This window comes from Saccharopolyspora karakumensis (genome assembly GCF_004349225.1).
Lineage (GTDB): Bacteria > Actinomycetota > Actinomycetes > Mycobacteriales > Pseudonocardiaceae > Saccharopolyspora > Saccharopolyspora endophytica.
This window is the reverse complement of the sequence record NZ_SMLA01000011.1, coordinates 58730-85195: the sequence shown is the minus strand read 5'-3', so window position 1 is coordinate 85195 and position 26466 is coordinate 58730. Positions and strand designations below refer to the sequence as shown.

Genomic DNA, 26466 nt, shown 5'->3' with positions numbered 1-26466 from the left:
CGCTACGATCACCACGACCCGTTCTCGAGGAGCCGGAGGGGGCCGACGTGGGACGGTGGCGCGCACTCCGCACACCAGCGGAACTGCGGCCCGATGTGTCGTGCGACCTCGGCTGCCGGATGAGCGTCCGAGGCGGCGTCCTCACGTCGCAACACACGCCGTACGCGGTGTTCCGGTTCCGGTGGAGCGCCCGGCCAGGGGCAAGCGGCGCGAAACCGTCACGTGCCCGCGTTGCGGGGCCTCCGTGAGCTTCGCCGTCGGCAGCGTGGAACGCACCCTCCGGAAGCGCCGCATCTACCGCATCGCCTACGCGATCGGGAGCATCCCCACCCTCACCGCCTCGGTGGTGCTCGCCATCGCGATGTCGGACTTCGTGGGCTGCGCCCTGCTGCTCGTGACGGGGATCGGCCTCGGCATCGCCTGGGGTGTTCCACCCGCCTTGGGTGACCGGGGTCAACAAGCTCGTCACGAACGAGCACGCGGTGGCGCAAACCGGCTACTGGTCCTGGAACGTCCACCAGAGCTGAGCGCGGAAGGGTCAGGAGAGGTCTCGAACGGCCCGCGTCTGACCGGCTCTGCGCGCCAGCTCCTCCGGCGCGGGGTAGTCGATCGCGCGGAGGGTGAGGCCGTGGGGTGGGGCGACCGCCGTGGTGCGGGTCTGGGCCGCCAGGAGGTCCGCCGGGTGGGACTCCGGGCGGCGGCCGTCGCCGGTCATCAGGAGCGTGCCGACGAGGCTGCGGACCATGGAGTGGCAGAAGGCGTCGGCCGAGACCTCGGCGACGATCAGGTTGTCCTCCACGCGGTTCCAGGTGAAGCGCTGGAGCTCGCGGATCGTCGTCGCCCCTTCCCGGGGCTTGCAGTAGGCCGCGAAATCGTTGAGGCCCAGGAGCTCTCGGGACGCCTCGTTCAGCGCGTCCACGTCCAGCGGGCGGTTCCAGGCCAGCGTGTCCTTGCGCCGCAGCGGATCGGCGCCCCACGGGGCGTCCGAGACCTGGTAGCGGTAGTGGCGCCGCAGCGCCGAGAAGCGGGCGTCGAACTCCGGAGGGACCACTTGGGCACCGAGAACCCGCACGTCCGGCGGGAGGATCCGGTTCCACCGGTGGACCATGCGCGTCAGGTCCGGGATCCCGCGCGAATCGACCGCCAGGCGACCGGGCGTCTCGGGGTCCAGCGGGACGACGTCGAAGTGCAGCACCTGACCCGTCGCGTGCACACCGGTGTCGGTGCGACCGGCGACCACGACGGACTTGGGCACCTCGCGACCCGGGGGCTGCTTGGCCAGCGCGTCCTCCACCAGCCCCTGCACGGTGCGCAGACCCGGCTGCTTGGCCCAGCCCTTGAAGTCCGTCCCGTCGTAGGACAGGTCGAGGCGCACGCGAACGAGCCCGCCGTCCCCAGCGGGAACAACGGGCTCGTTCACAGCATCACCGGCCAGAATCAGGACTCGTCCTTCTTCTCGGCGGCGGTGTCCTCAGTGGTCTCCACCTGAGCCTCAGCGGACTCGGTGGTCTCCACGGTCTCTTCGGCCTTCGGCTCCTCGGCCTTCGGCTCGTCAGCGGCGAACTTGGTGCCGCGGGCGGCCTCGGCCTCGGCGGTGGCGGTCTTCTCCGACACCAGCGCGATCACGGCCATCTTCGCGTTGTCACCCTTGCGCGGCATCGTCTTGATGATGCGGGTGTAACCGCCGTTGCGGTCGGCGAAGAACGGGCCGATCTCGGCGAAGAGCTTGTGCACGACGTCCTTGTCGCGGATGGTCTTCATGACCTCGCGACGGTTGTGCAGGTCGCCCTTCTTGGCCTTGGTGATGAGCCGCTCGGCGATCGGCCGCAGCCGCTTCGCCTTCGCCTCGGTGGTGGTGATCCGACCGTGCTCGAACAGCGAGGTGGCCAGGTTGGCCAGGATGAGCCGCTCGTGCGACGGGGACCCGCCGAGACGCGGACCCTTGGTCGGGGTGGGCATCGGTTGCTCCTCTCGAGGGCGCGCCGGTGAACCCCGGACGCGCAACACAGCTACAGCTGCTCTGTCTCCGCGTAGTCCTGACCGTCGTCGTAGCCGTTGTCCTCGACGGGACCCGCCGAGCCGACGATGACCTCGTCCTCGGCGGTCCAGCTCTCCGCGGGGTACTCGGCCGCAGCTGCGGACGGGTCGAACCCGGGCGGGCTGTCCTTGAGGGCCAAGCCCAGACCGGCCAGCTTCATCTTGACCTCGTCGATGGACTTCGCACCGAAGTTGCGAATGTCCAGCAGGTCGGCCTCGCTGCGCGAAACCAGCTCGCCGACGGTGTGGATACCCTCCCGCTTGAGGCAGTTGTAAGAGCGAACCGTCAGGTCCAGGTCCTCGATCGGCATCGCGTAGGCCGCGATGGTGTCGGCCTCCGCCGGCGACGGGCCGATCTCGATGCCCTCGGCATCGACGTTGAGCTCGCGGGCGAGCCCGAACAGCTCGACGAGAGTGCGACCGGCCGACGCCACCGCATCGCGGGGCGTGATGGACGGCTTGCTCTCGACGTCGAGGATCAGCTTGTCGAAGTCGGTGCGCTGCTCGACACGAGTGGCCTCGACCTTGTAGGTCACCTTCAGAACCGGCGAGTAGATCGAGTCGACCGGAATGCGGCCGATCTCAGCACCGGTCTGCTTGTTCTGCATCGCGGGGACGTAGCCACGACCACGCTCGACGACGAGCTCGATCTCCAGCTTGCCCTTCGCGTTCAGCGTGGCGATGTGCAGCTCGGGGTTGTGCACGGTGACACCGGCCGGCGGGACGATGTCCGCGGCGGTGACCTCACCCGGGCCCTGCTTGCGCAGGTACATGGTGACGGGCTCGTCCTCCTCGGAGGAGACGACGAGCTCCTTGATGTTCAGGATGACGTCGGTGACGTCCTCCTTCACACCCGGAATCGTGGTGAACTCGTGCAGCACACCGTCGATGCGCAGGCTGGTGACCGCCGCCCCCGGGATGGAGGAGAGCAGCGTACGACGCAGCGAGTTGCCCAGGGTGTAACCGAAGCCCGGCTCCAGCGGCTCGATGACGAACCGGGAACGGGTCTCCGACACGGCCTCTTCGGACAGTGTGGGTCGCTGGGAGATGAGCACTTCGTATTCCTTTCCTCACGGCGCCCGCTATTTGACGCCGATGGAACGGCATGCCCGCGAAAGATCGCGGGCCGGCGACGGATTCCTGCACCGCCACCGCTGGTTGCGGACCGCCGGCGGCCACCTCGTGGAAGGCCGCCGGCGGGACGCGTCACTTCGAGTAGAGCTCGACGATGAGCTGCTCGGTGACCGGGGTGTCGATCTGCGCGCGCTCCGGGCGCTGGTGCACCAGGATGCGCAGGTTCGAGGGCACGACCTGGAGCCAGGCCGGAACCGGGCGCTCGCCGAGGGTTTCCTTGGCGATCAGGAACGGCGTGGTGCCCAGGGCCTTCGGCTTGACGTCGATGATGTCCCACTTCGAAACCTGGAAGCTGGGGACGTTCACCTTCTTGCCGTTGACCAGGAAGTGACCGTGGCTGACGAGCTGACGCGCCATGCGGCGGGTGCGAGCCAGACCAGCGCGGTACACGACGTTGTCCAGCCGGCTCTCCAGCAGCTGCAGGAGGTTCTCACCCGTCTTGCCCGGGCGGCGGTTGGCTTCCTCGTAGTACGCGCGGAACTGACGCTCGAGCACGCCGTAGGTGAACCGGGCCTTCTGCTTCTCCTGGAGCTGCAGCAGGTACTCGGTTTCCTTGATGCGCGCGCGACCGTGCTGCCCCGGCGGGTACGGGCGACGCTCGAATGCCTGGTCTCCGCCGACAAGGTCAACCTTGAGACGACGGGACTTGCGGGTCGCGGGACCGGTGTAACGAGCCATTGGTGATCCTTACTCCTTTCCCGCGGCTCAGACCCGACGACGCTTCGGCGGGCGGCAGCCGTTGTGCGGCTGCGGGGTCACGTCCTGGATGGTGCCCACCTCGAGGCCTGCGGCCTGCAGCGAGCGGATCGCCGTCTCCCGGCCCGAACCCGGACCCTTGACGAAGACGTCGACCTTCTTCATGCCGTGCTCGGCGGCCTTGCGGGCCGCGTTCTCGGCGGCCATCTGCGCGGCGAACGGGGTGGACTTGCGAGAGCCCTTGAACCCGACGTGGCCGGCCGAGGCCCAGCTGATCACCGCACCGGTGGGGTCGGTGATCGAAACGATCGTGTTGTTGAACGTGCTCTTGATGTGAGCCTGCCCGTGGGCAACGTTCTTCTTTTCCTTGCGCCGCACCTTCTTGACGGCGCCAGCGCGAGCCTTGGGTGGCATAGCTTTAGCTTTCTCCTAGCGAGGCTTACTTCTTCCCGGCCTTCTTCTTGCCGGCGACCGTCTTCTTCGGCCCCTTGCGGGTACGCGCGTTGGTCTTCGTCCGCTGCCCGTTGAGGGGCAGGTGACGACGGTGGCGCACACCCTCGTAGCAGCCGATCTCGATCTTCCGGCGGATGTCGGCCTGGACCTCGCGGCGGAGGTCACCCTCGACCCGGTAGTTCTCCTCGATGAAGTCGCGCAGCTTGGTCAGCTGCTCGTCGTCGAGGTCACGCGGCTTCGCGTCGGCCGAGACGCCGGTGCCGGAGAGAATCTCCTTGGCCCGGGTCTTGCCGATCCCGAAGATGTAGGTAAGCGCGATCTCCATGCGCTTTTCGCGCGGGAGGTCGACGCCAACGAGCCGTGCCATGTCGGCTCCTTCTCCTTGTGTCAGTCCAGGTCTGCTCCCACGCCGCCCCCGCACGGGATGTGCGGAGCCCCGGCCTGGTCCGGAGGTCAGCCGGCTCATCTCGCGAGCCGACAGGTCGTGGGAGTTCTTCTGTAGTTTCCGCTTGCTGCGACCTCAGTGGTCTGCGGTCAGCCCTGACGCTGCTTGTGTCGGGCGTTGTCGCAGATCACCAGGACTCGTCCGTGACGACGAATGACCTGGCACTTGTCGCAGATGCGCTTCACACTCGGCTGGACCTTCACGGTCGTGCTCTCCTGTTGGACGCGTGTCCAGGTCTCCCCGGACACCGTGGAGGTCACTTGTAGCGGTAGACGATGCGCCCACGGGAGAGGTCGTAAGGCGAGAGCTCCACCACAACCCGGTCCTCGGGGAGGATTCGAATGTAGTGCTGGCGCATCTTGCCACTGATGTGTGCGAGGACCTTGTGGCCGTTCTCCAACTCGACACGGAACATCGCGTTGGGAAGCGGCTCGATCACCCGACCCTCGACCTCAATGGCCCCGTCCTTCTTGCCCATGTCCTCCGCGTTTCGTGACGGTGACGGTTTGCGGGGCGAAAGCCCCTGCCACACGAACCGGAGGCCCCGGCACGCATGACCGACACACGCGGGATCCGATTCGAAATACCGATGACCACCCGATCCGGATACTCTTGAGCAGAGTCGCGCGGACGGACGCTCCGGGCACAACGAACCGGCGCCACTCGTGCGCCGATAGTCCATCGTACGCGCAGCCCGATGAGCACCACACATCGGGGCTGCTCACACCGCATCCGCCGCCACCGGCGGCTTGCGTCGATCTTCGAGCCCTCACTACTTTCGACCACACACTCGAAACCTCGACACCGGTGTCGAGGCGCGCCCACCCCGGAAACACCCGAGGAGCAGCGTGACAGCGCAGCAGCAGCCCACCGGCAGCCCCGTGCAGGCGTTGACCGGCAAGCTCGCCGAATACCGGACCTTCTTCAGCACCGCGGTCCGCAACCCGCACATGGTCGGTGCCGCCACACCCACCTCGGCCGCCGTGGCGGCCACCGTCGCGCAGGTCGTGCCCAGCACCGGCAGCCCCGTCGTGGTCGAGCTCGGCCCCGGGACGGGGTCGCTGTCCGACGGCATCCACGCCCGCCTGCCCGCCGGCGCCCGCCACCTGGGCATCGAGCTCGGGGCCGACATGGTCGCACACCTGCGCGAGCACAAGCCGTGGCTGGAGGTCGTGCACGGTGACGCGGGCGACCTGGGGTCGGTGCTGGCCGAACGCCGGATCGACGAGGTCGACGCGGTCGTCAGCAGCATCCCGTGGTCGCTGCTGGACGACGCCGCCCAGGGCCACATCCTCGGCCAGGCGGCCAAGGCCCTCACGCCCAACGGCGCGTTCACAGCCCTGACCTACGTCCCCGCGGAGCGCACCCGCAACGCGCGCCGGTTCCGCGATCGGCTGCACGAGACCTTCGACGAGGTCCTCACCCACACCACGTGGCGCAACTTCCCGCCCATCCTGCACTACATCTGCCGCCGTCCCCTGGTCTGAGCATTCCGACAACCGGGTACTTCCAGGCGAAAGCCGAGTTTCGGTCGACGTGGAGGTCCGATTGCGGACCGGTTACGGTCGGGCGGCATCAAACCCGGGGAGGGCAGGAGAGCCGTGAGCAAGTCACGCGAGTACCTGATGTTCGTGGGCCGCGCGGTCCAGAACCCGTCGAAGGTCGGCGCGGTGCTGCCGACCTCGGAGCACGTAGCCCGCGCGGTCGCCGACGTCGTGCCCAGCCACGGCCCCAGCACGGTGCTGGAGCTCGGCCCCGGCACCGGGGCGCTCAGCGATCCCATCCGGGAGCGCATCGCACCCGGGTCGCGACATCTGGCTGTGGAGATCGACCCTGAGCTGGTCCGCTACCTCAACCGCACCAAGCCGTGGCTGGAGGTGATCCACGGGGACGCCTCCGACCTGCGCAAACTCCTCGCCGACGCGGGCGTGGACAGGGTGGATGCGGTGATCAGCTCGATCCCGTGGACGCTGCTGCCCGGCGACAAGCAGCGGGAGCTGCTGCACGAGGCCGCCGCGGTGATGACCCCGGGCGGGGTGTTCACCACCGTCACCTACCTGACGACGCTGTGGCGCGCGCAGACCAAGGAGTTCATCGGCGCGCTCGACGACACCTTCGACGAGGTGTTCCCCCGCAGCGCCGTCTGGCGCAACGTGCCGCCGGCGCGCGTCTACGCCTGCCGCCGCCCCAAGGGCTGAGGGCTCAGGCCTCTTCCGGGGCCGTGAGGACCCAGGGGCCGTCTTCGGTGATGGCGACCGTGTGCTCCCAGTGGGCAGCGCGGGAGCCGTCAGCGGTGACGACGGTCCAGGCGTCGTCGAGCTCCTCGGTCTCGGCGGTGCCGCCGGTCAGCATCGGCTCGACCGCCAGCGCCATGCCCACCCGCAGCTTCGGGCCGCGGCCCGGCTTGCCGAGGTTCGGCAGGAACGGCTCCATGTGCATCTGCGTGCCGATGCCGTGGCCGCCGTACTCGGCGATGATGCCGTAGTCGTGGCCGTCCGCCGCAGCCGCCGACAGCGCGGCGGTCTCCACGGCGTGGGAGATGTCGGTGAGGCGGTTGCCGGCGCGCACCTTCTCGATGCCCGCCCACATGGACGCCTCGGTCGCGGCCGACAGCGCGCGATCGGCGTCGCTGACCTCACCGATGGCCAGCGTGACGGCGGAGTCGCCGTGCCAGCCGTCGAGGATCGCACCGCAATCGACCGACAGCAGGTCTCCCTCGGAGAGCACCTCGCGCACCGACGGGATGCCGTGCACGACCTTCTCGTTCAGCGAAGCGCAGATCGAACCGGGGAAGCCGTGGTAGCCCTTGAACGAGGGCACCGCACCGGCGTCGCGGATGACCTGCTCGGCGATGGCGTCCAGCTCACCGGTGCTCGCCCCCGGCACGGCCTTCTCGCGGACGGCCGCCAGCGCACGAGCGACGACCAGTCCGGCGGCTCGCATCGCCTCGATCTCACCGCGCGACTTGAGCTCGATGCCCTTACCCCGACGCAACAAGGCACTCACCTTCGAAGTATTGCTGGACGACGCCGGTTCGCGCCCGGCGAGGGAAATGCGGCGGCCGGCCACCATCGGTGACCGGCCGCGCGAACGCTCACTGGTGGCTGCGCAGTGCTTCCATCGCGCGGCCGGTGATCTCCTCGATCGAGCCCATGGCGTCGATCTTGATGACCTTGTCCCGGTAGTAGCCCAGGATCGGTTCGGTCTCCTCGTGGTACACCGCGAGACGGCGGCGGATGACGTCCTCGGTGTCGTCCGAGCGGCCGCGTGCCAGCATGCGCTTGACCAGCTCCTCCTCCGGGACGTCGAACTGCACGACCGCGGTCAGCGCGAGGTCCTTCTCGCCGAGGATGCCGCTGAGCACCTCGGCCTGAGCGGTGTTGCGCGGGTAGCCGTCGAGCAGGAAGCCCTGGGCTGCGTCCTCGTCGCCGAGGCGGTCGCGCACCATCTCGTTGGTGACCTCGTCCGGCACCAGCTCACCGGCGTCCATGTAGCTCTTGGCCTTCTGGCCGAGCGGCGTGGAGTTGCCGATGTTCGCGCGGAACAGATCTCCGGTGGAGATGTGCGGCACACCGAGCTTCTCGCTGAGCACAGCCGCCTGGGTACCCTTACCGGCACCTGGCGGGCCGACGAGAACCAATCGCACCAAGGGTCTGCCTCCGAATCCTCACCATCGCGCGCCAACTGCTGACGAGCTGCGCGGCGCCGCCCCGTACCGACGGCGCTGCGATCCCAACCACCCTACGCATTGACGAGGGGTGGGCGAACACGCCCATGCGGAAGTCCGCGCAAGGGCAAGCACGCTGGTCCGGGCGTGTGCAGCACACGCCCGGACGCTCCACCTTACCTGAGGAAACCCTCGTACTTGCGCTGCGTGAGCTGGCTCTCGATCTGCTTCACGGTGTCCAGACCCACGTTGACCATGATCAGCACCGCGGTGCCGCCGAACGGGAAGTTCTGGTTCTGGCCCTGACCACCGGTCAGCCCCAGGAAGAACATCGGCAGGATGGCCACGATGCCCAGGTACAGCGAGCCGGGCAGGGTGATGCGGGAGAGCACGAAGCTCAGGTACTCCGCGGTCGGGCGACCGGGGCGGATACCGGGGATGAACCCGCCGAACTTCTTCATGTCGTCCGCCCGCTCTTCCGGGTTGAACGTGATCGACACGTAGAAGTAGGCGAAGAAGATGATCAGCAGCATGTACAGCAGGATGTGCACCCAGCTGGCCGGATCGACGATGTAGGTCTGCAGGAAGCGCGCCCACCAGCTGTCCTGGTTGCCCGCCAGCTGACCGATCAGCTGCGGCAGGTACAGCAGCGACGAACCGAAGATGACCGGGATGACACCCGCCTGGTTCACCTTCAGCGGCAGGTACGTGGACGTGCCGCCGTACATCCTGCGGCCGATCATGCGCTTGGCGTACTGCACCGGGATCCGGCGCTGCGCCTGCTCGATGAACACCACGGTGGCGATGATCGCGACCGCGAACAGGCAGACCATGGCGAAGACCAGGCCGCCGTGCGAGGTCAGGATGTTGCCGCCCTCGGCGGGGATCCGCGAGGCGATCGAGACGAAGATCAGCAGCGACATGCCGTTGCCGATGCCGCGCTCGGTGATCAGCTCGCCCATCCACATCAGGACGGCCGCACCGGCGGTCATGACGACCACGATCGTGATCAGGTTCAGGACCGAGTCGTCCGGGATCGGCGAGACCGAGCAGCCCTGGAACAGCTGCCCGCGCACCGCGAGCGCGACGATGCCGGTGCCCTGCAGGACCGCCAGGGCGATCGTGAGGTACCGGGTGTACTGGGTGAGCTTGGCCTGGCCGGACTGGCCTTCCTTCTTCAGCTGCTCGAAGCGAGGGATGACCACCTGCAGCAGCTGGATGATGATGCTCGCCGTGATGTAGGGCATGATGCCCAGCGACAGCACCGACAGCTGCAGCAGCGCACCGCCGCTGAAGAGGGTGAGAAGAGAGTAGACACTCTGAGCGCCGCTGCCCTGAATCTGCTCGATGCACTGCTGGATGTTGGGGTACGACACACCGGGCGACGGAATCGTCGCACCGAGGCGGTACAGCACCACCATTCCCAGCGTGAACAGGATCTTGCGGCGCAGGTCCGGCGTTGCCAGAGCCGAGCGGAAGGCGCCGAGCACGCGAACCTCCTGTACGCGAACCGGTCGGAACCGGCCGGAAAACAAGCGGCCGGCTTCGCCAGCCGGCACGGCGGGAAACTCCATGGACAAGGCCGTGGTCACCCACGGCACTACCGCGCGACTTTAGCAGGCCGCGAGCTGGATACGGACAGCGACCGAACCCTCACGACGATCAACGTTTCGCAACATCGCCGCCAAGCAGCGGCAACCGCGCCCTGTCCGGCGCGGTTGCCGTTATTCCCAGCTTGACCTGCGGTGTTGTCGAAGATCGACGACCACATCGGGGTCAACCGCAGTTGGCCTGCTTTTCTTCCTCGGTCATCGCCCGTGTCGACTGGGTGACCGTCCCGCCCTGGTCGTCGGCCGGGCCGCTGGCCTCGAAGTCGTTGACGTACCAGATGTAGTGGTCGTAGAACTTGTCCTCGAAGTGCAGCTCGTAGGTTCCCTTGGCCTTCTGCATCTTCGGGCCGTGGTAGACCTGCCCGACCTCACCGGGACGCACGGTGATGAAGGTGGTCTGCGACTCGGTGTGCTCGGACCGCCACTCGTGACCGTAGGTGGCCTTGAAGGTCACCTTGAACACCTCGCCGAAGCTGGTGCTCATCGACAGCCCCACGCTGTTGCTCTCCGCGGTGCTGTCGGACCAGGCGACGTTCATCATCTGCTCCCTGTCGGTGCAGTTGAACACCGGAGAGCCGACCGCCTCTGAACTGTTCTGGTAGTGCTCCACCTCGCCCTCGGGGTGGAACACGCAGCTGTCGGTGCCGTTGTCGCACTTCTCCAGCAGCTCGCGAACCGTGGGCTCATCGGCCGCCGTGGCCGGCGGGGCCAGCAGCAGAGCCGCCCCGATCGCCGACACGCAGCTCACCGCGATGCGCTTCATCATCGAGTTCCTCTCGATCAACTTGACGACCAACCGAACAACGCCCCGACAACCGCACCACGCCCGTCCCGCCCCCGACCCGCCAGAACCCGGATTACCGCCGTAGTCGGGAACCCGATTACGGCCGTGTTCAGGAACCCGACTACGGCCGTTCTCGGGGGGACCGGACTTCGGCCGGTTCCGGGACGGACTGCGGCCGTTTTCGGGGGACGGATTACCGCCGCAATCCGGGGCCTGAATACCGGGGTAATCCGGTCAGGCCTGGTGGGCGGTCACGGGCAGGCGTCGACTTCTTCCTGGGTCATGTCCCGGGAGTGCTGGCTGACGGCGGTCGACGAGTCCTGAGCGGGACCGGTCGCCTCGAAGTCGTTGACGTACCAGATGTAGTGGTCGTGGAACTTGTCCTCGAAGTGCAGCTCGTAGGTGCCGCGCACCTTCTGCATCTGGGCCGCCCGCTCGACCCAGCCCACCTGGTGCGAGCCGGTGTCGACGAACGTCGTCTGCGATTCGGTGTGCGACTCCTCCCAGGTGTGCTGGAAGGTCTGCTCGTAGCTGACGGCGAAGACCTTGCCGAAGCCCGCCTCGGTGGTCATCGACAAGCCGACGCTGTTGCTCTGCGACGTGGTGTCCGACCAGGCGACGCTGTGACGCTGGTCGTCCGGGGTGCAGTTGTAGACCGGGTCGCCGACCTGCTTGGCGTCCGCGGTGAAGTACTCCGGCTCGCCGGCCGGGTGGAACACGCAGCTGTCGGTGCCGTTGTCGCACTTCTCCAGCAGCTCGCGGACCGTAGGGTCCTCGGCGGCGTTGACGCCCCGGGCGTTGATGACACCCGCGTTCTCAGCGGTCGCGTTGGCGGTGACGGGCACGACCAGCGCTCCGAACGCGCTCGCCGACGCCACCAGGGTGCGAATCGTTCGTGCTCGCATGGCGAGTTCCCCTCAGCTCAGACCGACGGACTGGGTGCGGTCGTTCAGCATCGAACCGACGTCGGGCGTGTTCTCCTTGAACGGCCCGTCGCGCTCGCCGCCCAGGTCGGGCTCGGGGTACAGCCAGATCCAGCAACCGCCCCACGGCTGGACCGAGGAGACGACGTTCTTCCAGTCGTCGGGCAGGTTGATCTGGAAGTTGACGACACCGTCCTTCTCGCACATGCCGGAGCCGTAGACGGTGAAGCTCGCGCCGCCGTAGTTGGGGTCGGCGAACAACGTCGCCTGGATGACGTCCCCGCGCGCGTCCCTCGACTGCGCGGTGGCCTCGGCCAGCGTCGTGAAGCACAGGGTCTCGCCGGTGCTGAAGTGATAGCTGCAGTGCGAATCCGGTTTCGGGGCCACCGGCCCGCCTGCTTGGGCCACCGCTGCTCCCGGGACAACCGCGGCCAACACCGCGACGATCACCAGGACGGCACGCCGTCCCACCTGTCGTGGTCGCATACGCCGTCGCTCCTCCCTCGATTCATCAGCGCCGTCCGGGTGAAACGGCGTCGACAAAGCTAGGGAGTCCTGTGAGGGGGCCACCACCATCGAAGAGCAGCTGCGCGAACCCAATTTCGCTTGAAACTCTTCGGTGGATCTCGTTCGGCTGAAGAGATGGGCGGGATTCCGACGTATCGCGGCGCGGGAATCGCGATCTGGCTAAGTGAACTGCCAAGAGTGATTCCCCGTGCGCACACGGTATCGCGTCCGTGAATGTGTGGGAATCACCAGAAAGGAGAAGACCCGCCATCCCGGTTGGATGGCGGGTCTTCTACAGAGCTCAGATCAGCGCTCGAGCTTCGTGACCGAGCCGCCAGCGGCGGTGATCTTCTCCTGAGCGCTGCCGGTGAAGGCGTGAGCGGTGACGTCCAGCTTGACGCCCTCCAGGTCCCCGTCGCCGAGGATCTTCACCAGCTCGTTCTTCTTGACCAGGCCCTTGGCGACGAGCTCGTCGAAACCGACGGTGCCACCCTCGGGGAACGCCTGGGCCAGCTTGCCGAGGTTCACACCCTGGTACTCGGTGCGGAAGCGGTTCTTGAAGCCCTTGAGCTTCGGGAGCCGCATGTGGATCGGCATCTGCCCACCCTCGAAACGAGGGGAGACGGTCTTGCGGGCCTTGGTGCCCTTGGTACCGCGGCCGGCGGTCTTGCCCTTGGAGCCCTCACCGCGGCCGACGCGGATCTTGTCGCGCTTGGCGCCAGGGGCCGGACGCAGGTCGTGCAGTTTGATGACCATGTCAGTCGACCTCCTCGACCGTCACCAGGTGACGGACGGCATTGACCATGCCGCGCACGTTCGAGTCGTCCGGGCGAACCACGGACTGACGGATCTTGCGCAGGCCGAGGCTGCGCATGGTGTCGCGCTGGTTCTGCTTCGAGCCGACCAGCCCGCGCACCTGAGTGATCTTGAGCTGTGCCATGACGATCAGACCCCCGTCCCGGCGGCACGCGCACGCATGATGAACGCCGGAGCGACATCTTCCAGCGGCAGGCCACGGCGAGCCGCGACCTCCTCCGGACGCTGCAGCTGCTTGAGGGCGTCCACCGTGGCGTGCACGATGTTGATCGGGTTGTCCGAGCCCAGCGACTTGCTCAGCACGTCGTGGACACCGGCGCACTCCAGCACCGCGCGCACCGGGCCACCGGCGATGACACCGGTACCGGCGCTGGCCGGACGCAGCAGCACGACGCCGGCGGCGTCCTCGCCCTGCACCGGGTGCGTGATGGTGCCGCCCAGGCGCGGGACGCGGAAGAAGTTCTTCTTCGCCTCCTCGACGCCCTTGGCGATGGCCGCGGGAACTTCCTTGGCCTTGCCGTAGCCGACACCGACCATGCCGTCGCCGTCGCCGACGACGACCAGCGCGGTGAAGCTGAAGCGCCGACCACCCTTGACGACCTTCGCGACGCGGTTGATGGTCACGACACGTTCGAACTGCGGGGTCTTCTCTTGGGCCGCCCCGCCACGGCCGCCGTCGCGGCGGTCCCGGCGGTCCTTGCCGCCGGACTCCCCGCCGCCTTCACGCCGAGTGCGTCCAGGCATCAGGCGTCCCTTCCAGTCTCGTTCTTACGCACTTGTCAGAACTCCAGTCCGCCATCACGGGCGGCGTCGGCCAGAGCGGCCACGCGACCGTGGTAGGCGTTGCCGCCGCGGTCGAACACGACCTTCTCGACACCGGCGTCCTTGGCACGGGCGGCGACGAGCTCGCCGACCTTGGTGGCCACGGCCTTCTTGTCACCCTCGAAGCCGCGGAGCTCGGACTCCAGGCTCGTGGCCGACGCAACGGTGTGGCCCTTGGTGTCGTCGATGACCTGCGCGGTGATGTTGCGCAGAGACCGAGTGACGACCAGACGCGGGCGCTCGGCGGTGCCCAGGATCTTCTTCCGGAGGCGCGTGTGACGCTTGGCGCGGGCGAGCCGACGCTTGGTCGAGATGTCCTTGCCAACCGGCTTGCGCTTGGTAGCTGTCTCGCTCATGGTCACTTACCCGTCTTTCCGACCTTGCGGCGGATGGTCTCACCCGCGTACCGGACACCCTTGCCCTTGTACGGGTCGGGCTTGCGCAGCTTGCGGATACGAGCCGCGATCTCGCCGACCAGCTGCTTGTCGATGCCCTTGACCGAAAGCTTGGTCGGGCCGTCGACCGCGAACTGAATGCCGTCCGGCGGCTCGATCACGATGGGGTGGCTGTAGCCGAGGGAGAACTCGAGGTTCGATCCCTTCTGCAGCACTCGGTAACCGACGCCCATGATCTCCAGGTCCTTCTGGTATCCCTGGCTGACGCCGATCACCATGTTGTTCACGAGAGTCCGGGTCAGCCCGTGCAGCGACCGGCTCTCCCGCTCGTCGTTGGGGCGCTTGACCAGCACCGCGCCGTCCTCGTCCTTCTCGACGACGATCGGCTCGCGGACCTGGTGAGCAAGCTCGCCCTTGGGGCCCTTCACGGTCACCGCCTGGCCGTCGATGTTCACCTCGACGCCGGAGGGGACGGTGATCGGCAGCTTTCCGATGCGCGACATAGCCGCTCCTCCTCCCTTACCAGACGTAGGCGAGGACTTCCCCGCCCACGCCCTTCTTCATGGCCTGCCGGTCGGTCACGAGACCGCCGGAGGTCGAGATGATGGCGACGCCCAGACCACCGAGAACCTTGGGCAGGTTCGTGGACTTGGCGTAGACCCGCAGACCGGGCTTGGAGACCCGGCGCAGGCCCGCGATGCTCCGCTCGCGGTTCGGGCCGTACTTCAGCTCGACGACGAGGTTCTGGTGAGTCTCCCCGTCCTCGACGCGGGAGCCGGCGACGTAGCCCTCCCGCTTGAGGATCTCGGCGATGTTCGCCTTCAGCTTGGAGTGCGGCATCACGACCTCGTCGTGGTATGCCGAGTTTCCGTTGCGCAGACGCGTCAGCATGTCTGCGATCGGATCGGTCATCGTCATGACCTGCTCAACCTTTCTCGTCTGGTTCCGATGAGCCCGGACCGCGACCCACCCGGAGGGTGAGCGTCTGGACTCTGGCCTGGACGAAGTTCGGGGTCTCCCGCCACGGTGACGGGGCCCTGTTCAGTCGTGCGCAAGCACGGCTCGCGTGCGGAGCGTGGGCATACGCCCTGGTAGCGCCTGCTTCAGGGTAAGGGTCGCCGGATCAGACCGGGCAACCGGGACCCCGAAGCAGGCGGGTGCTCACCAGGAAGACTTGCTCACGCCGGGCAGCTCGCCCGCGTGCGCCATCTCGCGGAAGCAAACGCGGCACAGGCCGAACTTGCGGAACACCGAGCGCGGACGCCCGCACTTCTGGCAGCGGGTGTAGCCGCGAACCTTGAACTTCGGCTTCTGGGCCGCCTTGATAACCAGCGCCTTCTTCGCCATCGCTCAGTTCTCCTTGAACGGGAAGCCCAGGTGCTTCAGCAGCGCCCGGCCCTCGTCATCGTTGGTGGCAGTGGTAACGACGGTGATGTCCATACCCCGCGGGCGGTCGATGTTGTCCGGGTTGATCTCGTGGAACATCGACTGCTCGTTGAGGCCGAACGTGTAGTTGCCCCTGCCGTCGAACTGCTTCGGCGAGAGACCGCGGAAGTCACGGATTCGCGGCAGCGCGATGGTGACCAGGCGGTCCAGGAACTCCCACATGCGGTCGCCGCGCAGGGTCACCCGCGCGCCGATCGGCTGGCCCTCGCGCAGCTTGAACTGCGCGATGGACTTGCGGGCCCGACGGATCTCGGGCTTCTGGCCGGTGATGGAGGTGAGGTCGCGAACCGCGCCCTCGATCAGCTTGCTGTCCCGCGCGGCGTCGCCAACACCCATGTTGACCACGACCTTGACCGCGCCCGGCACCTGCATCACGTTGGAGTAGTTGAACTCCTCGTTCAGGGCCTGGCGGATCTCCTCGCGGTACCGGGTCTTGAGCCGGGGGACGATCTTCTCAGCAGTAGTCATGATCAGATGTCCTTACCGTTGCGGCGCGAGACGCGAACCTTCTTGCCGTCCTCGTCGATGCGGTGACCGACGCGGGTCGGCTTGCCGTCCGAGTCCACGACCATCACGTTGCTCACGTGGATCGGGGCTTCCTGGGTGACGATGCCGCCGGACTGCGCGCCACGCTCGGTCCGGGAGACCTTGGTGTGCTTCTTGATCCGGTTGACGCCCTCGACCAGGACCCGCTGCTCCGCCGGCATGGCCTGGATGACCTTGCCCTTGGCGCCCTTGTCCTTACCGGAGATGACGACGACCGTGTCGCCCTTCTTGATCTTCATGATCACAACACCTCCGGCGCGAGCGAGATGATCTTCATGAACTTCTTGTCGCGCAGTTCTCGGGCCACCGGCCCGAAGATGCGGGTGCCTCGCGGCTCGCCACCCGGCTTCACCAGGACGGCGGCGTTCTCGTCGAACCGGATGTAGGAACCATCCGCGCGACGCTTTTCCTTCTTCTGCCGGACGATGACGGCCTTGACCACATCGCCCTTCTTGACTCCGGCACCGGGGATGGCTTCCTTGACGGTCGCCACGATGATGTCCCCGAGGCCCGCGTAGCGCCGGCCCGACCCACCGAGGACACGGATCGTAAGGATCTCCTTGGCCCCGGTGTTGTCGGCGACGCGAAGTCGCGACTCCTGCTGGATCACGTATGACTCCTGACCCTAAGTGCCCGAACCTTGTGCCCGGACACACTCTGGCGTGCCAAATTGCCGACCTGACACGCGCGGTCAACTACCACAAGCGAAACGGCCGGCCGCTGATCTTGCCGGCGACCGGCCGGTTCACTGGTGTTCGTTACTTGGCCTTCTCGACGACCTCGACCAAGCGCCAGCGCTTGCTGGCGCTGAGCGGCCGGGTCTCCATCAGCAGCACCCGGTCACCGACGCCGGCCGAGTTGGCCTCGTCGTGCGCCTTGACCTTGGTGGTCTGACGCATGACCTTGCCGTAGAGGGCGTGCTTCTTGCGGTCTTCCAGGGAGACCACGATCGTCTTGTCCATCTTGTCCGAGACGACGTAGCCCTCGCGCACCTTGCGGCTGTTGCGCTCCACGCCCTGTCCTTTCTCACTCATGCCGCGCCCTCCTCAGCGCCTTCGGGGTTAACCGTCAGGCCCAGTTCGCGCTCGCGCATGATGGTGTAGATCCGGGCGATGTCCTGTCGGACGACGCGCAGCCGCCGGTTGTTCTGCAGCTGACCAGTGGCCATCTGGAACCGGAGGTTGAACAGCTCTTCCTTCGATTCCTTCAGCCGCTGCACGAGCTCCTCGTTGTCCAGCTCGCGGAGCTCGGATGCGGTGACACCCGCTGCCATCAGAAGTCACCACCCTCGCGGGACACGATCTTGCACTTCATCGGGAGCTTGTGCGCCGCACGAGTCAACGCCTCGACCGCCGTCTTCTCGTTCGGGAAGGTCAGCTCGAACATGATGCGTCCGGGCTTGACGTTGGCGACCCAGGACTCCGGCGAACCCTTACCGGAACCCTGACGGGTTTCGGCCGGCTTCTTGGTCAGCGGGCGGTCCGGGAAGATGTTGATCCAGACCTTGCCGCCACGCTTGACGTGCCGGGTGATCGCGATACGCGCCGACTCGATCTGCCGGTTGGTCACGTAGCCGTGCTCGATCGCCTGAATGCCGTACTCGCCGAAACTGATCCGGGTGCCACCCTTGGCGAAGCCCTTACGCTTCGGCGCGTGGCTCTTGCGCCACTTCACCCTGCGTGGGACGAGCACGTCTCAGCCCTCCGTCTTCTCTTCAGCCGGCGCAGCCTGCGGCTGCTCGCCCTCCGCGGCCTTGGTCTCGGCCTTGGCGGACTTGTCAGCTGCACCGCGCTCACCGCGGTCCGCACCGCCACGACGACGGCCACCGCGGTCACCGCGGCCACCACGCTCGTTGCGGTCGTTGCCGCCGCCGCGCGGCGGACGGACCTCGGACTCCTGCTGCTTCTGCTTCAGGCCACCGACCAGCTCGCCCTTGTAGATCCACACCTTGACGCCGATGCGCCCGAAGGTGGTGCGGGCCTCGAAGAAGCCGTAGTCGATGTCCGCGCGCAGCGTGTGCAGCGGGACGCGACCCTCGCGGTAGAACTCCGAGCGCGACATCTCCGCGCCACCCAGACGTCCGCCGCACTGCACCCGGATGCCCTTGACCTGCGACGAGCGCATGGCCGACTGAATGGCCTTGCGCATCGCGCGCCGGAAGGACACGCGGTTGGACAGCTGCTCGGCCACACCCTGTGCGACGAGCTGGGCGTCCGCCTCGGGGTTCTTGACCTCGAGGATGTTGAGCTGAACCTGCTTGCCGGTCAGCTTCTCCAGCGCACCGCGGATGCGGTCCGCCTCGGCACCGCGACGGCCGATGACGATGCCCGGCCGGGCGGTGTGAATGTCCACGCGGACGCGCTCACGGGTGCGCTCGATCTCCACCTTCGAGATCCCAGCGCGCTCCATCCCGCGAGACAGCTGCCGGCGGATCTTGACGTCTTCCGCGACGTACTCCGAGTACTGCTTGTCGGCGTACCAGCGAGACTTCCAGTCCGTGGTGATGCCGAGTCGGAAGCCGTGCGGGTTGATCTTCTGACCCACTACCGGGCACTCCCCTTCTGGCTCTTTCGGGACTTGGTCACCGCGGGCCGAGATTCGACCTCGACCGTGATGTGGCTGGTCCGCTTCCGGATCCGGTACGCACGACCCTGCGCGCGCGGCCGGAACCGCTTCAACGTCGGACCCTCGTCCACGTACGCGTGGTTCACGACCAGCGTCTCAGGATCGAGGGAAAGGTTGTTCTCCGCGTTGGCGATCGCACTGGCGAGCACCTTCGACACCGGACCGCTGGCGGTCTGCGGCGCGAACTGAAGCACAGCCAGGGCATCGCTGGCGCTCCGGCCCTTGATGAGCTCGACCACGCGCCGCGCCTTCATCGGCGACACGCGGACGAACCGGGCCCGCGCCACTGCCCGCGGGGCTTCCGCGGCAGTGGAGTCGGAACGGGCTGTCATCCTGCTACCCCTTGCTCTTACTCGTTCGTGTCACAGACCCGCTCAGCGGCGGCGCGACTTCCGGTCATCCTTGACGTGGCCCTTGAAAGTGCGGGTCGGGGCGAATTCGCCCAGCTTGTGCCCCACCATCGCCTCGGTGACGAACACCGGGACGTGCTTGCGACCGTCGTGCACCGCGAAGGTGTGGCCCAGCATGTCCGGAATGATCGTCGACCGACGGGACCAGGTCTTGATCACGGTCTTCTTGCCCGACTCGTTAAGCGCGTCCACCTTCTTGAGCAGGTGGTCGTCCACGAACGGGCCCTTCTTCAGGCTGCGTGGCATGTTTGCTTACCTCCCTGCTCAGCGCTTCTTGCCGGTACGCCGGCGGCGGACGATGAGCTTGTCACTCGGCTTGCTGAGACGGGTACGACCCTCCGGCTTACCGTTCGGGTTGACCGGGTGGCGACCACCGGAGGTCTTGCCCTCACCACCACCGTGCGGGTGGTCCACCGGGTTCATGACGACACCGCGGACGGTCGGGCGCTTGCCCTTCCACCGCATGCGGCCGGCCTTGCCCCAGTTGATGTTGGCGTGCTCCGAGTTGCCGACCTCGCCGACGGTGGCACGGCAGCGCGCGTCCACGTTGCGGATCTCGCCCGAAGGCATCCGCAGCTGGGCGTACGGGCCGTCCTTGGCCACCAGCTGCACCCGGGCACCGGCCGAGCGAGCGATCTTCGCGCCCTGACCGGGGCGGAGCTCGATCGCGTGGATCACGGTACCGGTGGGGATGTTGCGCAGCGGCAGGTTGTTACCCGGCTTGATGTCGGCCCGAGCGCCGCTCTCGATCGGGTCGCCCTGCTTCACACCGTTCGGCGCGACGATGTATCGCTTCTCGCCGTCGGCGTAGTGCAGGAGCGCGATCCGAGCGCTGCGGTTCGGGTCGTACTCGATGTGCGCGACCTTGGCCGGCACACCGTCCTTGTCGTTGCGGCGGAAGTCGATCAGGCGGTAGGCCCGCTTGTGACCGCCACCCTTGTGCCGCGTGGTGATCTTGCCCTGAGCGTTGCGGCCCGCCTTGCGATTCAGCGGGACGATCAACGACTTCTCCGGCTCCGTCCGGGTGATCTCGGCGAAGTCGGACACGCTCGAGCCACGACGGCCAGGCGTCGTCGGCTTGTACTTGCGAATGCCCATTTCTAAAGCAACCTCGTCCTAATCAGCACCGTCAGGCGGCCGGACCGCCGAAGATCTCGATCGCCTTGCTCTCCGGCGTCAGGGTGACGATGGCCCGCTTGGTGTCCTTGCGCTTGCCGAACCCGGTGCGGGTGCGCTTGCGCTTGCCGTCGCGGTTGATCGTGTTGACGCTGGCGACCTTGACGTCGAAGATCTGCTCGATGGCGATCTTGATTTCGGTCTTGTTCGAGCGCGGGTCCACCAAGAAGGTGTACTGCGACTGCTCCAGCAGTCCGTAGCTCTTCTCGGAGATCACCGGCTTCAGGATGATGTCCCGGGGGTCGGCGCTCACTGCTCTGCCTCCTCAGCGGAAGAAGCGGCGGCCTTGACCGACCGGCCCTTGGCCGGACCTGCGACGAAACGGTCGTAGGCGGCCTTGGTGAACACAACGTCGTCGCTGTTGAGCACGTCGTAGGTGTTCAGCTGACCCGGGTCGATCAGGTGCACGTTCTGCAGGTTCCGCAGGCTCAGCCACGAGTTCTGCTCCTCGTGGCGGTCGAGCACGACCAGAACCTTCTTGGCTTCGGTCCAGTTCCGCAGCGCGGTCTTGGCCGACTTCGTGGACGGCTGCTCGCCGCCGACAACGCCGGTGACCACGTGCAGCTGGCCGGCGCGAACCCGGTCGGAGAGGGCACCGCGCAGGGCGGCCTTCACCATCTTCTTCGGGGTCCGCTGGGTGTAGTCCCGCGGCTGCGGGCCGTGGACGGTGCCACCGCCGGCGAACTGAGGGGCGCGGATGGAGCCCTGACGGGCGTTACCGGTGCCCTTCTGCCGGTACGGCTTCTTGCCGCCGCCGGAGACCTGACCGCGGGTCTTCGTGGCGTGCGTGCCCTGGCGAGCCGCGGCCAGCTGGGCCACGACGACCTGGTGCATCAGCGCCACGTTGGCCTGCGCGTCGAAAATCTCGGCCGGCAGCTCGACGGTGCCGTCGGTCTTGCCGTCCGGGGTACGGACGTCGAGCGTCAAGCTCATCACGCACCACCCTTCGCGGGGCTCTTAACCAGCACCAGGCCGCCCTTGGGACCGGGCACGGCGCCCTTGATCAGCAGCAGGCCGTTGTCGCCCTCGACCTTGTGCACCTTCAGGTTCTGCGTGGTGACGCGGTTGGTACCCATCCGCCCCGCCATGCGCATGCCCTTGAAGACGCGACCGGGGGTCGCGCAGCCGCCGATGGAACCCGGCTTGCGGTGCACGGCCTGAGCACCGTGGCTCATCGGCTGACGGTGGAAACCGTGCCGCTTGATGGTGCCCGCGAAGCCCTTGCCCTTGCTGGTGCCGACCACGTCGACCACGGCGCCGGCCTCGAAGAGGTCCGCGCTGATCTCCTGGCCGAGCTCGTACTCACCGGCATCCGCGGTGCGCAGCTCCACGACGTGGCGGCGCGGGGTGACACCGGCCTTGGTGAAGTGGCCGCCACGCGGCTTGTTCACCCGGCGGGGGTCGATGGCGCCGAACGCCAGCTGCACGGCCGAGTAGCCGTCCTTCTCGGGGGTCCGGATCTGGGTGATCACGTTCGGCCCGGCCTGCACGACGGTCACCGGGATGACCCGGTTCTTCTCGTCGAAGACCTGGGTCATGCCGAGCTTCGTGCCCAGAATCCCCTTGATCTGCCTGTCAGACATTGGTCTCGTTCTCTCCGCTACCTCGTCGCCGTGCCTTACTGGATGTTCACGTCGACGCTGGCCGGCAGGTCGATGCGCATCAACGCGTCGACCGTCTTCGGCGTCGGTTCGAGGATGTCGATGAGCCGCTTGTGCGTACGCATCTCGAAGTGCTCCCGCGAGTCCTTGTACTTGTGCGGGGAGCGGATGACGCAGTAGACGTTCTTCTCAGTGGGCAGCGGCACTGGCCCCACGACCCGAGCGCCGGTGCGCGTCACGGTCTCGACGATCTTGCGTGCGGACGCGTCGATCGCCTCGTGGTCGTAGGCCTTGAGCCGGATGCGGATCTTCTGTCCCGCCATGGTGGCTTGCCGTTCCTCTAGTCTCGTGCCGCGGTCAGGTACATGGGTGCAGGGCGCACCCATCGGTGCCCCTCACGGCCCTCAGCGTGGTGTCGTCCCCGATACCGGGAGCCGTCACAGCTCTCAGTCCGCCCCTGTTCAAGTGTGTAGGTGCCCGGTACACGCGGTCGGGCGTGTCGCCCAGCTGTCGCATACCGGTCCCCTCGAACGTCGCCGACGGGGTGGGCCCGAAAGCCCGTACACCTTCTTGTGCCCTGCTCGGCCGACCGAAAGCGGCCGGGGGATCGGATTCCGAAAGAGAACGGAGCCGAACACCGAACAAGGGCGCGAGGCCCTCGCACCAGGGCGGCCGGAGCTTCGTCGCGACTGCCAGGACCGATCGCGTCGATCCTCGAGCCTGAAATTCCGGCCGCCCTGAACGAGCAACCCATACAGGATGGCACATCCTCTGCACCACCCAAAATCGGGGGTCGTTTTACGGGACCGAGGTCACCGCAAAACAAGAGAGGACCCGCCTCCCGCGAGGGAAGCGGGCCCTCGTCACGTCACTTGGTGATCTTGGTGACGCGACCGGCGCCGACGGTGCGGCCACCCTCGCGGATCGCGAAGCGCAGACCCTCGTCCATCGCGATGGGCTGGATCAGCTGGACCGACATCTCGGTGTTGTCGCCCGGCATGACCATCTCGGTGCCCTCGGGCAGGGTCACAACGCCGGTGACGTCCGTCGTCCGGAAGTAGAACTGCGGACGGTAGTTGTTGAAGAACGGCGTGTGACGGCCACCCTCGTCCTTGGACAGGATGTAGACCTGCGCCTCGAACTCGGTGTGCGGGGTGGTGGTGCCCGGCTTCACGACGACCATGCCGCGCTCGACCTCTTCGCGCTTGATGCCGCGAATCAGCAGACCGACGTTGTCGCCCGCCTGGCCCTCGTCGAGGAGCTTGCGGAACATCTCGACACCGGTGACGGTGGTCTTGAGCGGCTTCTCCTTGATGCCGACCAGTTCCACCTCCTCGTTCACCTTGATGATGCCGCGCTCGATGCGGCCGGTGATGACGGTGCCGCGGCCGGTGATCGAGAAGACGTCCTCGACCGGCATCAGGAACGCCTTGTCGGTGTCACGCACCGGGTCCGGAACGTTCTCGTCGACGGCGGTCATCAGCTCGACGATCTTGTTGGCCCACTCCTCGTCGCCCTCCAGCGCCTTCAGCGCGGAGACGCGAACGACCGGCACGTCGTCGCCCGGGAACTCCTGGGACGACAGCAGCTCGCGGACCTCCATCTCGACGAGCTCGAGGATCTCCTCGTCGTCGACCATGTCGGACTTGTTCAGCGCGACCAGGATGTAGGGCACGCCGACCTGGCGAGCCAGCAGCACGTGCTCGCGGGTCTGCGGCATCGGGCCGTCGGTCGCGGCGACCACCAGGATCGCGCCGTCCATCTGGGCGGCACCGGTGATCATGTTCTTCACGTAGTCAGCGTGACCCGGAGCGTCGACGTGAGCGTAGTGACGCTTCTCCGTCTGGTACTCCACGTGCGCGATCTGAATCGTGATACCGCGCTCTTTTTCCTCCGGCGCCTTGTCGATCTCGTCGAACGGCGTGAAGGGGTTCAGCTCCGGGTACTTGTCGTGCAGAACCTTGGTGATGGCTGCGGTGAGCGTGGTCTTGCCGTGGTCAACGTGACCGATGGTCCCGATGTTGACGTGCGGCTTGTCCCTCTCGAACTTCGCCTTCGCCACTGGATTGTCCTCCTGGACTTGTTAACTTTCCGCCGTACGACTTGTTGTGCCAGGCGGAGTCCTGTCGGGTAGGTGACGAGCGGATCGCTTCCGAAGTGGTCGCGGGCCGCTCGCCGCCGTCTGGAGGGGATTGCTCCCCGGTCGCCTTCGCGAGGCGTCGCCTCTTGGCCGGCCCCGGTCACCCGAGGCCGACCAGCGGGTCACTCGCCCGTTGCCTTGGCGATGATCTCCTTAGCCACACCGGCCGGAACCTCGGCGTAGGAGTCGAACACCATCGAGTAGTTGGCACGACCCTGGGTCTTGGACCGCAGGTCGCCGACGTACCCGAACATCTCGGACAGCGGCACGAGAGCCTTGACGACGCGGGTACCGCTGCGCTCCTCCATGGCCTGGATGTGGCCACGGCGGGAGTTCAGGTCTCCGATGACATCGCCCATGTAGTCCTCGGGCGTGGTCACCTCGACCGCCATCATCGGTTCGAGCAGCGCCGGAGAAGCCTTGGCAGCCGCCTCCTTGAGCGCCATCGAACCGGCGACCTTGAAGGCCATTTCCGACGAGTCGACCTCGTGGTACTGGCCGTCGAGCAAGGTCACCTTCACGCCGACCAGCGGGTAGCCGGCCAGCACGCCGTACTGCATGGCGTCCTGCGCACCCTGGTCAACCGACGGGATGTACTCCCGGGGGATCCGACCGCCGGTGACCTTGTTGTCGAACTCGTAGGTCGCGCTGTCGGACGTCTGCTCGATCGGGTCGAGCTTGATGATCACGCGCGCGAACTGGCCGGAACCACCGGTCTGCTTCTTGTGCGTGTACTCGTACTTCTCGATCGACTTGCGAATCGTCTCGCGGTAGGCCACCTGCGGCTTACCGATGTTCGCCTCGACCTTGAAGTCGGACTTCATGCGGTTGACCAGCACCTCGAGGTGCAGCTCACCCATGCCCTTGATGATCGTCTGACCGGTCTCGTCGTCCAGCTTGACCTGGAACGTCGGGTCCTCCTCGGCGAGCTTCTGGATCGCCGTGGAGAGCTTCTCCTGGTCAGCCTTCGTCTTGGGCTCGATGGCCACCTCGATGACCGGCGCCGGGAAGGTCATCGACTCGAGGACGATGGGGTTCGCGGAGTCGCACAGGGTGTCACCGGTGGTGGTCTCCTTGAGGCCGATCACCGCGTAGATGTGGCCCGCCTGGATCTCCTCGACCGGGTTCTCCTTGTTGGAGTGCATCTGGAACATCTTCCCGATGCGCTCCTTGCGGCCCTTGGTCGAGTTGATGACCTGGGCACCGGAGGCGACCTTGCCGGAGTAGACCCGGATGTAGGTCAGCTTGCCGAAGAAGGGGTGCACCGCGATCTTGGAGACCAGCGCGGCGAACGGCTCCTGGGTGCTCGGCTTGCGCTCCGCCGGGGTCTCACCGTCGGGCAGGGTGCCCTGCACGGCGGGGACGTCCAGCGGCGAGGGCAGGTAGTCGACGACCGCGTCGAGCATGGGCTGAACGCCCTTGTTCTTGAACGCGGTGCCGCAGATGACCGGGAACGCGCTGCGCTCGACGGTGATCTTGCGGATGCCGTTCTTGATCTGCTCCTGGGTCAGCTCCTCGCCGCTGAAGTAGGCCTCCATGAGGGCTTCATCGGTCTCGGCGACGGCTTCGACGAGCTTCTCCCGGTACTCGGCGGCCTTGTCGGCCAGATCCGCCGGGATGTCCTCGACCTCGTAGTCGGTGCCCTTGGACACCTCACCACGCCAGGTCAGAGCCTTCATCTGAACCAGGTCGACGACGCCCTCGAACTCGGACTCCACACCGATCGGGAGCTGCAGAACCAGCGGCTTGGCGTGCAGCCGGTCCTCGATGGTGCTCACGGTGTAGTAGAAGTCCGCGCCCAGCTTGTCCATCTTGTTGACGAAGCAGATGCGCGGGACGTCGTACTTGTCCGCCTGGCGCCAGACCTGCTCGGACTGGGGCTCGACACCTTCCTTGCCGTCGAACACCGCGACCGCGCCGTCGAGGACGCGCAGCGAGCGCTCGACCTCGACGGTGAAGTCGACGTGGCCGGGGGTGTCGATGATGTTGATCTGGGTGTCGCCCCAGAACGTGGTGGTAGCAGCCGAGGTAATGGTGATACCCCGCTTCTGCTCCTCCTCCATCCAGTCCATCTGAGACGCACCGTCGTGCGTCTCGCCGAGCTTGTGCGTGATCCCGGTGTAGTACAGGACCCGCTCGGTGGTGGTGGTCTTGCCCGCATCGATGTGGGCCATGATGCCGATGTTGCGGACCTTGGTCAGGTCAGTCAGCACGTCGCGTGCCACGAGATTCT

The 26466-nt window shown here is 66.8% G+C and carries 39 protein-coding genes; 2 read left to right on the top strand and 37 right to left on the bottom strand.

Features of this window, described 5'->3' with window-relative positions:
• Positions 1-538: 538 nt before the first annotated feature.
• From truA to infA, 8 genes are all read right to left on the bottom strand, one after another.
• Positions 539-1420 (bottom strand): tRNA pseudouridine(38-40) synthase TruA, encoded by an 882-nt coding sequence (truA, locus tag E1202_RS10605; RefSeq protein ID WP_132682581.1) that lies wholly within the window; start codon positions 1418-1420, stop codon positions 539-541.
• Between the two features lie 17 nt (positions 1421-1437).
• On the bottom strand, positions 1438-1959 hold the full coding sequence (gene rplQ / locus E1202_RS10600; protein WP_132682580.1) for a 50S ribosomal protein L17: 522 nt from the start codon (positions 1957-1959) through the stop codon (positions 1438-1440).
• A gap of 50 nt (positions 1960-2009) precedes the next feature.
• Positions 2010-3092 carry a DNA-directed RNA polymerase subunit alpha gene (locus E1202_RS10595; protein WP_132624416.1) on the bottom strand — a complete coding sequence of 361 codons (1083 nt, stop codon included), beginning with the start codon at positions 3090-3092 and terminating at the stop codon, positions 2010-2012.
• Positions 3093-3243: 151 nt separating this feature from the next.
• Positions 3244-3849 carry a 30S ribosomal protein S4 gene (gene rpsD, locus E1202_RS10590; protein ID WP_132624414.1) on the bottom strand — a complete coding sequence of 202 codons (606 nt, stop codon included), beginning with the start codon at positions 3847-3849 and terminating at the stop codon, positions 3244-3246.
• 27 nt (positions 3850-3876) lie between these two features.
• Positions 3877-4281 carry a 30S ribosomal protein S11 gene (rpsK, locus tag E1202_RS10585; RefSeq protein ID WP_093414154.1) on the bottom strand — a complete coding sequence of 135 codons (405 nt, stop codon included), beginning with the start codon at positions 4279-4281 and terminating at the stop codon, positions 3877-3879.
• A gap of 25 nt (positions 4282-4306) precedes the next feature.
• The gene (gene rpsM / locus E1202_RS10580; protein WP_093414155.1) at positions 4307-4687 is read right to left on the bottom strand and encodes a 30S ribosomal protein S13; all 381 of its coding nucleotides are present in this window, start codon (positions 4685-4687) and stop codon (positions 4307-4309) included.
• A gap of 167 nt (positions 4688-4854) precedes the next feature.
• On the bottom strand, positions 4855-4968 hold the full coding sequence (rpmJ, locus tag E1202_RS10575; RefSeq protein WP_010315372.1) for a 50S ribosomal protein L36: 114 nt from the start codon (positions 4966-4968) through the stop codon (positions 4855-4857).
• A gap of 53 nt (positions 4969-5021) precedes the next feature.
• The gene (gene infA / locus E1202_RS10570) at positions 5022-5243 is read right to left on the bottom strand and encodes a translation initiation factor IF-1 (protein WP_009948665.1); all 222 of its coding nucleotides are present in this window, start codon (positions 5241-5243) and stop codon (positions 5022-5024) included.
• 370 nt (positions 5244-5613) lie between these two features.
• Here infA and E1202_RS10565 point away from each other — a divergent pair, with 370 nt between their 5' ends.
• Positions 5614-6252, top strand: a complete 639-nt coding sequence (locus E1202_RS10565; RefSeq protein ID WP_328590969.1) for a class I SAM-dependent methyltransferase — start codon at positions 5614-5616, stop codon at positions 6250-6252.
• A 114-nt stretch (positions 6253-6366) separates the two neighbouring features.
• On the top strand, positions 6367-6963 hold the full coding sequence (locus E1202_RS10560) for a class I SAM-dependent methyltransferase (RefSeq protein ID WP_235878011.1): 597 nt from the start codon (positions 6367-6369) through the stop codon (positions 6961-6963).
• A 4-nt stretch (positions 6964-6967) separates the two neighbouring features.
• Here E1202_RS10560 and map read toward each other — a convergent pair whose 3' ends face one another.
• The 29 genes from map to fusA form a co-directional block, all read right to left on the bottom strand.
• Positions 6968-7762: a type I methionyl aminopeptidase gene (map, locus tag E1202_RS10555; RefSeq protein WP_132682578.1), complete on the bottom strand. Its 795-nt coding sequence runs from the start codon at positions 7760-7762 to the stop codon at positions 6968-6970.
• A gap of 97 nt (positions 7763-7859) precedes the next feature.
• On the bottom strand, positions 7860-8414 hold the full coding sequence (locus tag E1202_RS10550) for an adenylate kinase (protein ID WP_132682576.1): 555 nt from the start codon (positions 8412-8414) through the stop codon (positions 7860-7862).
• A gap of 194 nt (positions 8415-8608) precedes the next feature.
• Positions 8609-9922, bottom strand: coding sequence for a preprotein translocase subunit SecY (secY, locus tag E1202_RS10545; RefSeq protein ID WP_132624410.1), 1314 nt, complete (start codon positions 9920-9922; stop codon positions 8609-8611).
• A gap of 286 nt (positions 9923-10208) precedes the next feature.
• Positions 10209-10805 (bottom strand): hypothetical protein, encoded by a 597-nt coding sequence (locus E1202_RS10540; RefSeq protein WP_235878009.1) that lies wholly within the window; start codon positions 10803-10805, stop codon positions 10209-10211.
• Between the two features lie 272 nt (positions 10806-11077).
• Positions 11078-11731, bottom strand: a complete 654-nt coding sequence (locus E1202_RS10535) for a hypothetical protein (RefSeq protein WP_132682574.1) — start codon at positions 11729-11731, stop codon at positions 11078-11080.
• A gap of 12 nt (positions 11732-11743) precedes the next feature.
• Positions 11744-12235, bottom strand: coding sequence for a hypothetical protein (locus E1202_RS10530; protein WP_132682572.1), 492 nt, complete (start codon positions 12233-12235; stop codon positions 11744-11746).
• Positions 12236-12562: 327 nt separating this feature from the next.
• Positions 12563-13012 (bottom strand): 50S ribosomal protein L15, encoded by a 450-nt coding sequence (gene rplO / locus E1202_RS10525; protein WP_132624390.1) that lies wholly within the window; start codon positions 13010-13012, stop codon positions 12563-12565.
• Between the two features lies 1 nt (position 13013).
• The gene (gene rpmD, locus E1202_RS10520; RefSeq protein WP_132624388.1) at positions 13014-13196 is read right to left on the bottom strand and encodes a 50S ribosomal protein L30; all 183 of its coding nucleotides are present in this window, start codon (positions 13194-13196) and stop codon (positions 13014-13016) included.
• Between the two features lie 5 nt (positions 13197-13201).
• Positions 13202-13816: a 30S ribosomal protein S5 gene (rpsE, locus tag E1202_RS10515; protein WP_132673945.1), complete on the bottom strand. Its 615-nt coding sequence runs from the start codon at positions 13814-13816 to the stop codon at positions 13202-13204.
• A 35-nt stretch (positions 13817-13851) separates the two neighbouring features.
• Positions 13852-14250 carry a 50S ribosomal protein L18 gene (rplR, locus tag E1202_RS10510; protein ID WP_165943816.1) on the bottom strand — a complete coding sequence of 133 codons (399 nt, stop codon included), beginning with the start codon at positions 14248-14250 and terminating at the stop codon, positions 13852-13854.
• Between the two features lie 2 nt (positions 14251-14252).
• Positions 14253-14792: a 50S ribosomal protein L6 gene (gene rplF, locus E1202_RS10505; RefSeq protein WP_132673943.1), complete on the bottom strand. Its 540-nt coding sequence runs from the start codon at positions 14790-14792 to the stop codon at positions 14253-14255.
• Between the two features lie 16 nt (positions 14793-14808).
• Positions 14809-15207 carry a 30S ribosomal protein S8 gene (gene rpsH, locus E1202_RS10500; RefSeq protein WP_132682570.1) on the bottom strand — a complete coding sequence of 133 codons (399 nt, stop codon included), beginning with the start codon at positions 15205-15207 and terminating at the stop codon, positions 14809-14811.
• A gap of 243 nt (positions 15208-15450) precedes the next feature.
• Positions 15451-15636 carry a type Z 30S ribosomal protein S14 gene (locus E1202_RS10495; RefSeq protein WP_132624378.1) on the bottom strand — a complete coding sequence of 62 codons (186 nt, stop codon included), beginning with the start codon at positions 15634-15636 and terminating at the stop codon, positions 15451-15453.
• Positions 15637-15639: 3 nt separating this feature from the next.
• The gene (gene rplE, locus E1202_RS10490; RefSeq protein WP_132673942.1) at positions 15640-16203 is read right to left on the bottom strand and encodes a 50S ribosomal protein L5; all 564 of its coding nucleotides are present in this window, start codon (positions 16201-16203) and stop codon (positions 15640-15642) included.
• A 2-nt stretch (positions 16204-16205) separates the two neighbouring features.
• A complete protein-coding gene (gene rplX, locus E1202_RS10485) occupies positions 16206-16520 on the bottom strand; it encodes a 50S ribosomal protein L24 (protein WP_132673941.1) in 315 nt (104 codons plus the stop codon).
• Positions 16521-16522: 2 nt separating this feature from the next.
• Positions 16523-16891, bottom strand: coding sequence for a 50S ribosomal protein L14 (gene rplN, locus E1202_RS10480; RefSeq protein WP_010315405.1), 369 nt, complete (start codon positions 16889-16891; stop codon positions 16523-16525).
• A gap of 148 nt (positions 16892-17039) precedes the next feature.
• Positions 17040-17315, bottom strand: coding sequence for a 30S ribosomal protein S17 (gene rpsQ / locus E1202_RS10475; protein ID WP_132624370.1), 276 nt, complete (start codon positions 17313-17315; stop codon positions 17040-17042).
• Positions 17312-17554 (bottom strand): 50S ribosomal protein L29, encoded by a 243-nt coding sequence (rpmC, locus tag E1202_RS10470; protein ID WP_132624368.1) that lies wholly within the window; start codon positions 17552-17554, stop codon positions 17312-17314. Before rpmC ends, rpsQ begins: the two co-directional genes overlap by 4 nt.
• The gene (gene rplP, locus E1202_RS10465) at positions 17554-17973 is read right to left on the bottom strand and encodes a 50S ribosomal protein L16 (RefSeq protein WP_132624366.1); all 420 of its coding nucleotides are present in this window, start codon (positions 17971-17973) and stop codon (positions 17554-17556) included. Before rplP ends, rpmC begins: the two co-directional genes overlap by 1 nt.
• A gap of 3 nt (positions 17974-17976) precedes the next feature.
• Positions 17977-18825, bottom strand: a complete 849-nt coding sequence (gene rpsC / locus E1202_RS10460; RefSeq protein WP_132624364.1) for a 30S ribosomal protein S3 — start codon at positions 18823-18825, stop codon at positions 17977-17979.
• Complete coding sequence (gene rplV / locus E1202_RS10455; RefSeq protein ID WP_132624362.1) at positions 18825-19238, bottom strand: 50S ribosomal protein L22; 414 nt, start codon at positions 19236-19238, stop codon at positions 18825-18827. Before rplV ends, rpsC begins: the two co-directional genes overlap by 1 nt.
• Positions 19239-19280: 42 nt before the next feature.
• Positions 19281-19562: a 30S ribosomal protein S19 gene (gene rpsS, locus E1202_RS10450; RefSeq protein ID WP_093414191.1), complete on the bottom strand. Its 282-nt coding sequence runs from the start codon at positions 19560-19562 to the stop codon at positions 19281-19283.
• An 18-nt stretch (positions 19563-19580) separates the two neighbouring features.
• Entirely contained in the window at positions 19581-20414 is an 834-nt protein-coding gene (gene rplB, locus E1202_RS10445) for a 50S ribosomal protein L2 (RefSeq protein ID WP_132682569.1), read from the bottom strand.
• Between the two features lie 31 nt (positions 20415-20445).
• A complete protein-coding gene (gene rplW, locus E1202_RS10440; RefSeq protein WP_132682567.1) occupies positions 20446-20745 on the bottom strand; it encodes a 50S ribosomal protein L23 in 300 nt (99 codons plus the stop codon).
• Positions 20742-21425 carry a 50S ribosomal protein L4 gene (rplD, locus tag E1202_RS10435; RefSeq protein ID WP_132624358.1) on the bottom strand — a complete coding sequence of 228 codons (684 nt, stop codon included), beginning with the start codon at positions 21423-21425 and terminating at the stop codon, positions 20742-20744. The genes rplW and rplD overlap by 4 nt, the downstream gene beginning before the upstream one ends.
• Positions 21425-22075 carry a 50S ribosomal protein L3 gene (rplC, locus tag E1202_RS10430; RefSeq protein ID WP_132682566.1) on the bottom strand — a complete coding sequence of 217 codons (651 nt, stop codon included), beginning with the start codon at positions 22073-22075 and terminating at the stop codon, positions 21425-21427. The genes rplD and rplC overlap by 1 nt, the downstream gene beginning before the upstream one ends.
• A 35-nt stretch (positions 22076-22110) precedes the next feature.
• Positions 22111-22416, bottom strand: coding sequence for a 30S ribosomal protein S10 (rpsJ, locus tag E1202_RS10425; protein WP_009948626.1), 306 nt, complete (start codon positions 22414-22416; stop codon positions 22111-22113).
• Positions 22417-22961: 545 nt separating this feature from the next.
• Entirely contained in the window at positions 22962-24155 is a 1194-nt protein-coding gene (tuf, locus tag E1202_RS10420) for an elongation factor Tu (protein ID WP_132682564.1), read from the bottom strand.
• Positions 24156-24355: 200 nt separating this feature from the next.
• Entirely contained in the window at positions 24356-26458 is a 2103-nt protein-coding gene (gene fusA / locus E1202_RS10415; RefSeq protein WP_132682562.1) for an elongation factor G, read from the bottom strand.
• Between the last annotated feature and the right edge of the window lie 8 nt (positions 26459-26466).